The sequence below is a fragment of the Amycolatopsis sp. NPDC049252 genome (assembly GCF_043197175.1).
Lineage (GTDB): Bacteria > Actinomycetota > Actinomycetes > Mycobacteriales > Pseudonocardiaceae > Amycolatopsis.
The window spans coordinates 52,786-62,580 of the sequence record NZ_JBICSQ010000051.1 but is presented as its reverse complement, the minus strand read 5'-3'; the positions used below and the strand labels follow the sequence as shown (position 1 = coordinate 62,580).

General features: G+C 75.8%; 1 protein-coding gene. It reads left to right on the top strand.

All coding sequences use genetic code 11. The features are described from left to right. The coding region (locus ACGFMK_RS34515) for an SDR family NAD(P)-dependent oxidoreductase (RefSeq protein WP_392772317.1) at nucleotides 1-9,792 on the top strand (9,792 nt) is incomplete at its 5' end. Between the last annotated feature and the right edge of the window lie 3 nt (nucleotides 9,793-9,795).

Below are 9,795 nucleotides of genomic sequence, written 5' to 3'. Positions count from 1 at the left end.
CACACCGGCCTCACCACCCACACCCTGCTCCGCCGCGACACCCACACCACCGAACACCTCCTCACCACCGCCGCCACCCTCTGGACCCGCGGCGCCGGCAAACCCCACCACCTCATCCCGCGGCAACCGCCCCGCCCCGCCCCCACCTACCCCTTCCAGCACCACCGCTACTGGCTCCACGCCACCCCCGCGACCACCACCCGGCACAGCCACCCGCTCCTGCAGACCACGCTCACCGACGCCACCAGCGGCCACCACATCCTCACCGGCACCCTCTCCACCACCACCCACCCCTGGCTCGCCGACCACACCATGCTCGGCACCACCCTCCTGCCCGGCACCGCCCTCCTCGACCTCGCCCTGCACGCCGGAGCCGAGACCGGCTGCCCCCACGTGGCCGAGCTGACGCTGGAACGCGCCCTCCGGATCGACGAACCGGTCCGGATCCAGGTCGTCGCCGGCGAACCCGACGACACCGGCCGCCGCCCCGTCTCCATCCACTCCGCATCCGACGACGGCCCCTGGACCCGCCACGCCACCGGCACCCTCGCCGCCGACGCGGTCCCCGGCACCTGGCGGGCCACCGAATGGCCACCGGCCGGAGCGACCGAGATCGACCTCGAGGGGCACTACGACGACCTCGAAGCACGCGGCTACCGCTACGGTCCCGCCTTCCGCGGCCTCCAAGCGGCCTGGCGGCAGGGTGCTGACGTCTACGCCGAGGTTTCCCTGGCCGAGTCGCTCGTGGACGATGCCGCCCAGTGCGCCCTCCACGCGGCGCTGCTGGACTCCGCACTGCACGCCGTCGCCGCGAGCGGCTCTCCCGACGCGCCGCCGAGGCTGCCTTTTTCGTGGCGGGACGTGACGGTCGGCGAGCCCGGCGCCGCCACCCTGCGCGTGAAGATCACCATCACCGGCGCGGACGTCCTGTCGATCGCACTGTCCGATGTGGACGGCAACGCCGTGGGCGCCGTCGGCGAGCTGCGGGTGCGCGAAGCCGCCGCCGGGCAGCTCGCGCCGGGGGTCGCCGACTCCCTGTTCACCCTCGACTGGCTCCCCGTCACCGACCTTCCGGCCCGGCCCGCCGAGGGCTTCGAGATCCACCGCCCGGAGCCGGTGGACGATCCCGTCGAGGCCACCACCGCGATCCTGGACACGCTGAAGACCTGGCTGGCCGGCAACGAGGGCAAGCGGCTCGCCGTCGTCACCGAAAACGCCGTCCAGGCCCGCGCGGGAGAACACATCCGCACGCTCGCGGGTGCGGCCGTGTGGGGCGCGGTCCGCTCGGCGCAGCACGAGCACCCGGACCGCCTCGTCCTGGTCGACGTCGACGGCAGCGAGGAGGCCGAGACCGCGCTCTCCGTCGCGCTCGCCACCGGTGAGCCGCAGCTCGCGGTCCGGGATGGTGAGGTGTTCCTCGCCCGCCTGGCCCGGCTCGGCGCGGCCGACCGGACGCTGCCCGTGCCGGACGGGCCGTGGCGGCTGGGGGTCACGGCGAAGGGCACCCTGGACAACCTCGCGTTCGTCCCCGCGCCGGAGACGGAAGAACCCCTGCTGCCGCACCAGATCCGCCTCGGCGTGCGGGCGGCCGGCCTGAACTTCCGCGACGTCCTGATCGCGCTCGGCGTCTACCCCGGCGAGGAAGCCGTCATCGGCGGCGAGGCGGCCGGGGTGGTGCTGGAGGTCGGGTCCGCGGTCACCGGGGTGGCCGCCGGCGACCGGGTGTTCGGGCTCGTGCCCGGCGCGGCCGGCCCGGTCGCGGTCACCGACCACCGGCTCGTCACGCGGCTCCCCCAGGGCTGGACGTTCGCCGAGGCCGCCGTCGTTCCCGTGGTGTTCCTGACGGCCTACTACGGGCTGCGGGACCTCGCCGGGATCGAGGCCGGGCAGACGCTGCTCGTGCACTCGGTCGCGGGCGGCGTCGGGATGGCCGCGCTCCAGCTCGCCCGGCACTGGGGAGTCGACACCTTCGGCACGGCGAGCGCGGGGAAGATCCCGGTGCTGCGTGAGCTCGGCGTGCCCGGGGACCACCTCGCGTCCTCCCGCACACAGGACTTCGAGGAGAGCTTCCGGGAGGTGACCGGCGGGCGCGGCGTGGACGTCGTGCTGAACTCCCTCGCCGGGGACTTCATCGACGCGTCACTGCGGCTGCTGCCCCGCGGCGGCCACTTCCTGGAGATGGGCAAGACCGACCTCCGCGACGCCGGCGACGTGGCCGCCACTCACGAAGGCGTGGCGTACCGCGCGTTCGATCTCCAGGCCGACGCACCGCCGGAGCGCGTCCAGGAGATGCTCGGTGATCTCGTGCGGCTGTTCGAGGCGGGGGTGCTGCACCAGCTCCCCGTGACCGCGTGGGACATCCGGGAGGCACCCGAGGCGTTCCGGTTCTTCCGCGAAGCGCGGCACGTCGGCAAGCTCGCGCTGACCGTTCCGCGTGCGCTGCGCGGCGGCACCGGCGGGACCTACGTCATCACCGGCGGCACCGGTGGCCTCGGGGCGGCGCTGGCGTCCCACCTCGTGCGGACGCACGGGGTCCGTGACCTGCTGCTGCTCAACCGTCGCGGCCTCGACGCCCCCGGCGCCCCCGAACTGCTCGACGAACTCACCCGAGCCGGGGCACACGTCCAGATCCGCGCCTGCGACCTCACCAACCCCGACGACCTCAGCGCCGCCCTCGACAACCTCGACATCCGAGCCGTCATCCACACCGCCGGAGTCCGCCACGACGCCCTGCTGACCGACCAAACCCCCGAGAGCACCGCCACGGTTCTCGCCCCCAAAACCACCGCGGCGCACCACCTCCACACCCTCACCCGACACCACGACCTCGACCACTTCATCCTCTTCTCCTCCCTCGCCGCCACCCTCGGCAACCCCGCCCAAACCACCTACGCCGCCGCCAACAACCACCTCAACACCCTCGCCCAGACCCGCCACAGCCAAGGACTCCCCGCCCTCTCGCTCAACTGGGGACTCTGGACGGGCGCCGGGATGGGGGCGGACCTGGACGAGGCCTCGGCCGCGCGGCTGTCGCGGACCGGTGTCGCACCGATCACCCCGGACCAGGGCCTGGCCCTGTTCGACGCCGCGCTGGACGCGCACCGCGCGGTCGTGGTGCCGGCCCCGCTGGACGTCCCGGCCCTGCAGGCGCTGGCCGCGCGCGACAGCCTTCCGGCCGTCCTGAGCGGACTGGTGCGCACCCCCGCCCGGCCGGGCAGGCGACGGAAGAGCAGCGCCCGCACCCGCCTGGCGGCGGCGAGCGAGGCGGAGCGCCGCGACCTGGTGCTCGGCCTGGTGTCGGAGGAGGTCGCGGGCGTGCTCGGCTACGAGTCGCCGCAGGCCCTGCCGTCCGGAAAGCCCTTTGTGGAACTGGGTTTCGATTCCCTCACCGCGATCGAGCTGCGCAACCGGCTGGCCACCGCGACCGGGCTCACGCTGCCGTCCACGCTGATCTTCGATCACCCGACACCCGAGGCGCTGGCCCGGTTCGTCGACGGCCTGCTCGCGCCCGAAGTGGCCGCCGCGGATCCGGTGCCCGCGGGAACCGGGGTCCCGGCGGACGAGCCGATCGCGGTCGTCGGCATCGGCTGCCGCTTCCCCGGCGGGGTCCGGTCCCCCGAGGACCTGTGGCGGCTGCTCGCCACCGGCACCGACGCGATCACCGAGTTCCCCGGCAACCGCGGCTGGGACCTCGACGCGCTCTACGACCCGGACCCGGACCACCCCGGCACCAGCTACACCCGCCACGGCGGGTTCCTGCACGACGCCGACCGGTTCGACGCCGGGTTCTTCGGCATGAACCCGCGCGAGGCCCGGGCCGCCGACCCCCAGCAGCGCGTGCTGCTGGAGACGGTGTGGGAGTCGCTGGAGCGCGCCGGGATCGTGCCGGACACCCTGCGCGGCAGCCGGACCGGCGTGTTCGTCGGCACCAGCTCGACCGACTACGCGGCGGTCGCGGACGCCGCCGTCGAGCACACCGAGGGCTACCGCCTCACCGGCACCTCGGCCAGCATCCTGTCCGGCCGCGTCTCCTACACCTACGGCCTGGAAGGACCGGCGGTCAGCGTCGACACCGCCTGCTCGTCCTCGCTGGTCGCGATCCACCTCGCCACGCAGGCCCTGCGGCAGGGCGAGTGCACACTCGCCCTCGCGGGCGGCGTTTCGGTGCTGGCCACGCCGACGATCTTCACCGAGTTCAGCCGCCAGCGCGGGCTCGCCGCCGACGGGCGGGCGAAACCGTTCTCGGCCGAGGCCGACGGCACGAACTGGAGCGAGGGCTCGGCGGTGCTGGTGCTGGAGCGGCTGTCCGACGCGCGGCGCAACGGCCACCACGTCGTCGGCGTGATCCGGGGTTCCGCGGTGAACCAGGACGGCGCCTCGAACGGCCTGACCGCCCCGAACGGCCCGTCGCAGCAGCGGGTGATCCGCGCCGCGCTCGCCGGCGCGGGTGTCGATCCGTCCGAAGTGGACGCCGTCGAGGCGCACGGCACCGGCACCCCGCTCGGCGACCCGATCGAAGCCCAGGCGGTGCAGGCGGTCTACGGGCCCGCGCACTCACCGGAGTCGCCGCTGTGGCTGGGCTCGCTGAAGTCGAACCTCGGGCACACCCAGGCCGCCGCGGGAGTCGGCGGCGTGATCAAGATGCTGCTCGCGCTCGCCCACGAACAGCTGCCGCCGACGCTGCGCTCGCAGCCGCGCAGCCCGCACGTCGACTGGGACGGCACCGTCGCCCTGCTCGACGAGGCCCGGCCGTGGCCGCGCACCGGCCGGCCACGCCGGGCGGGCGTGTCGTCGTTCGGCATGAGCGGCACGAACGCGCACCTCATCGTCGAAGAGGCACCCGCGGCTCCCGAGCCGCCAGAGGTGCCCACGGGCCCCGTGTCGTGGGTGCTCAGCGGCCGGACCGAGGCGGCGCTGCGAGACCAGGCACGCAACCTGCTCACGGCGGCGCCGGACGCGAGCCCGTACGAGATCGGCCACGCGCTCGCCGGCCGGGCGCGGTTCGAGCACCGCGCGGTGCTGGTCGGCGGCGAGCACGCGGAGTTCACCGCCGCGCTGACCGCGCTCGCCGAGGGCGGCAGTGCGCCGAACCTCGTGGCGGGCCGCGTGACGGCCGGGCAGGCGCCGGTGTTCGTGTTTCCCGGGCAGGGCTCGCAGTGGGCCGGGATGGCGCTGGAACTGCTGGAAACGCGTCCGGTGTTCGCGGAGCGGATGACGGAGTGCGCGACGGCGCTGAGCCGCCATGTCGGCTGGAACCTCTTCGCGGTGCTGCGCGGCGACGACGGGGCGCCCACCTTGGACGAGGTCGACGTCGTGCAGCCGGTGCTGTTCGCCGTGCTCGTCTCGCTCGCGGCGCTGTGGGAGGCGGCGGGCGTGGTTCCGGCGGCGGTGATCGGGCATTCGCAGGGTGAGATCGCGGCCGCGTGCGTGGCGGGTGTGCTCTCGCTCGACGACGCCGCCCGCGTGGTGGCCTTGCGCAGCCAGGTGATCCGCGACGCCCTCGCCGGGCACGGCGGCATGATGTCGGTGGCCCGGCCCGTGGACGAGGTGCGGGAGCTGCTGACCGGCGACCTGTCCGTGGCGGCGGTGAACGGCCCGGCGGCGGTCGTGGTCTCCGGCTCACCCGGTGACCTGGCGGCGCTCGCGGAGCGCTGTGCCGCGCGGGACATCCGGCACCGGCGCATCCGCGTGGACTACGCCTCGCACTCCGCGCACGTGGACCGCGTGCGCGACCGGCTCGCCGAGGTGCTGGCGGAGGTGCGCCCGCGGGAGGGCACCGTCCCGTTTCTGTCCACTGTGGATGGTCACGTCGGCGAGCCGGGGCGGGCCGACGCCGGCTACTGGTTCGAGAACCTGCGCGGCACGGTGCGGTTCGAGGACGCGGTCCGGCGGCTGCTGGCCGACGGGCACGACTTGTTCGTGGAGGTCAGCCCGCACCCCGTGCTCGTGCCCGGCATCGAGAACACGGCCGAGGCGGCGGGCGCCGAGGCGGCCGCGGTGCTCGGCACCCTGCGCCGCGACCACGGTGGCCCGGCGGAGTTCCTGCTGGCGCTGGGCCGGCTGGAGCTGTGCGGGCGGCCGGTGGACCTGGACTGGCCCGCCGATCCGGCGCGCCCGGTCGCCCTGCCCACCTACGCGTTCCAGACCGAGCGGTTCTGGGCGGATCCGGCAGCGGGCCGCACCCGCGACGTCCGCGCCGCGGGCCTCGCCGAGGCCGCGCACCCGCTGCTGGCCGCGACGACCACGGTGGCGAGCACGGGCGAGACCGTGTTCTCCGGCCGGGTCCCGGCGCGCGGCTGGCTCGCCGACCACGTCGTGCGGGGCCGGGTACTGCTGCCCGGCACCGCGCTGCTGGACCTGGCGCTGTGGGCGGGCCACAAGACCGGCTGTGCCGGCGTCGAGGAACTGACGCTGGAGACGCCGCTGGTCGTGCCGGACCGGGACGGCGCCGCGATCCAGGTGGTCGTCGGCCAGCCCGGCGACGACGGGCGCCGCACGGTGTCGGTCCATTCGGACGGCGACGGCACCGGCTGGACCCGGCACGCGGCGGGCACTCTCACCCCGCTGCCCACCGCGGCACCGGATCCCCTGACCTGGCCCCCCGCCGACGCCGAGCCGCTCGCGATCGACGGGCTCCACGACGAACTCGCCGCGATCGGGCTGGAGTACGGCCCGGCCTTCCGCGGCCTTCGCGCGGCTTGGCGCCTCGGGGACGACCTGTTCGCCGAGGTCATGGCGCCCGACGGGGTCGAGCCCGGCGACGGCCACGTGCTCCACCCGGCGCTGCTGGACTCGGCACTGCACGCGCTCGGCCTCGCCGGGGACCTGACCGAGGTGCGGCTGCCCTTCACCTGGCAGGGCGTCGCGGCGCACGCCGCCGGGGCGGGTGTCCTGCGTGTCCGGCTGACCCGCCGCGGCGAGGACGCCGTCGAGCTGTCCATTGTGGACGCGGCCGGTGCGCCGGTGGCCACCGTGGACTCCCTCGTCGTCCGCTCGCTTCCCGGCGGCGGGCACCTCGTCTCCGACGCGTTCCACCGCCTCCACTGGACGACGCTCGCCACCGGCGGGTCCGCCGAGGACGGCGAGTTCGAGGTCGAGGACGTCTCGGCGTTCGGCGCGGGCCTGGACGTCCCCGACCGCACCCACGCCCTCACCCGGCACGTCCTCGGGCGCCTGCGCGACTGGCCGGCCGGCGACCGTCCCGACGCCACGCTGGTGTTCCGCACGCGGGGCGCGGTCGCGGTCCATCCTCTCGACGGCGGGCACGACCCGGCGCAGGCCGCCGTGTGGGGGCTGGTGCGCTCGGCCCAGTCCGAGGCGCCGGGCCGGTTCGCGCTGGTCGACAGCGACGGCAGCGAGGCCGGCTTCGGCGCGGCGCTGCGGGCCGGCGAAGCACAGCTCGCGATCCGCCACGGCGAGGTCCGCGCGGCCCGGCTCGCCCGGGTGACCGGGCAGGACGCGCTGCCGGTGCCCCCGGGTACGGACGCGTGGCGGCTGGCGACGCGGGCGAAGGGCGCGCTGGAGAACCTGGAGCTGGTCCCGTCCGGCGCGGACGGACCGCTGGAGCCCGGTCAGGTCCGGATCGCCGTGCGGGCGGCCGGGCTGAACTTCCGCGACGTGCTCAACGCGCTCGACCTCTACCCCGGCGAGGCCGGGGAGCTCGGCCTGGAAGGCGCGGGAGTGGTCACCGAGGTCGGCCCCGGCGTGGCGGACCTGACCCCCGGCGACCGGGTGGCCGGGCTGTTCGCGGGCGGCTTCGGGCCGCTGGCGGTGGCCGACGCCCGCCTGGTCACCCGCATTCCCGGCGGGTGGTCCTTCGCGACCGCGGCGTCGGTGCCGGTGGTGTTCCTGACCGCGTACTACGCGCTGAGGGACCTGGCCGGGCTGCGGGCGGGCGAGCGGGTGCTGATCCACGCGGCCGCGGGCGGGGTCGGCATGGCGGCCGTGCAGGTCGCGCGGCACCTCGGCGCCGAGGTCTACGCCACCGCGAGCCCCGGCAAACACGACGTCCTGCGCGGTCTCGGCTTGCCGGACGACCACGTGGCCTCCTCGCGCGACCTCGGGTTCGAGCCCGCGTTCCTGGCCGCGACCGGCGGCGAGGGCGTGGACGTCGTGCTCGACTCGCTCGCCGGGGAGTTCGTCGACGCGTCGCTGCGGCTGCTGCCGCGCGGCGGGCGGTTCGTGGAGATGGGCAAGACCGACGTGCGGGAGGCGGAAACCGTCGCGGCCGCGCACGAGGGCGTGCGGTACCGGGCGTTCGAGCTGATGGCCGCCGGGCCGGACCGGCTGCGGGAACTGCTGGCGGAACTGGGCCCGCTCTTCGGGACCGGTGTCCTGCGGCCGGTGCGCACGACCGCCGCGGACGTCCGGCACGCGCCCGCCGCGTTCCGGTTCCTCAGCCAGGGCCGGCACACCGGCAAGGTGGTGCTGACCATGCCGCGGCCGCTGCGGCCCGAAGGCACCGTGCTGGTCACCGGCGCCACGGGCGCGCTCGGTTCCCTCGTCGCCCGGCACCTGGTCACCGAGCACGGGGTGCGGCACCTGCTGCTGCTCAGCCGAAGCGGCCCGGACGCGCCGGGAGCGGCGGAGCTGGTGTCGCGGCTGGCCGACGCCGGAGCCGGCGCCACGGTCGTCGCGTGCGACGCGGCCGACCGCGACGCGCTCGCCCGCGTCCTCGACGACGTCCCGGCCGAGCACCCGCTGATCGCGGTCGTGCACGCCGCCGGGGTCCTGGACGACGCCGTGGTCGCTTCGCTGACCGAGGACCAGCTCGCGAAGGTGCTGCGCCCGAAGGCCGACGCGGCCTGGCACCTGCACGAGCTGACCGCCGGGACCGACCTCGACGCGTTCGTGCTGTTCTCCTCCGCCGCCGGGGTGACCGGAAACCCCGGCCAGGGCAACTACGCCGCGGCCAACGCCTTCCTCGACGCGCTGGCCGCCCGGCGCCGCGCGGCGGGCCTGCCCGCGGTCTCGCTCGCCTGGGGCCTGTGGGCCGCAACCGGCGCGATGACCGGCGAGCTGACCGGGCAGGACCGGGCGAGGCTGCGCCGCACCGGCGTCGTGCCACTGTCCGATGAGGACGGTCTGGCCCTGTTCGACCTGGCGCTGCGGCATCCGGACGCGCTGGCCGTACCGGCGCGGCTCGACCTCGCCGCGCTGCGCGACCGGCTCGACGAGCTGCCGCCCCTGTTCCACGGCCTGGTCCGGCCCCCGCGCCCGCTCGGCACGAGCACCGCGCCGGATCCCGCCGCCCAGGCGTGGGCGGACCGCGTCCGGCGCGCCGGCCCGGAGCGGCAGCGGGAGCTGGCGTCGGCGCTGGTCCGCGCCGAGCTGGCGACCGTGCTCGGGCACACCGGCGCCGACGGCCTCGCGGCCGGCGACCGGGCGTTCAAGGATCTCGGCTTGGATTCGCTGACCGCCGTGCAGCTGCGCAACCGGCTGCGCTCGGTCACCGGGCTCCGCCTGTCCTCGACGGTGGTGTTCGACTTCCCCACCGCCGACGCGCTCACCGATCACCTGCTCGGGCAGGTCGCGGGGAACGCGGGCGAGGCGGCGCTGTCCGGGATCACGCGGCTGGAGCAGGTGCTCGCGGCCGTCCCCGCCGGGGACGGCGCACGCGAGGAGGTCGCCCAGCGCCTGCGCGACCTGCTCGCCGGGTTCGGCGCGCCACCACCGCCGGAGAACGGCTCGCCCGGACCCGGCGGGGTCCGCGACCGCATCGACCAGGCCGGCGCCGACGAGCTGTTCGCCCTCATCGAGGGCGGGCTCGGCCGGCCCGGCGCCCGCCACTGACCC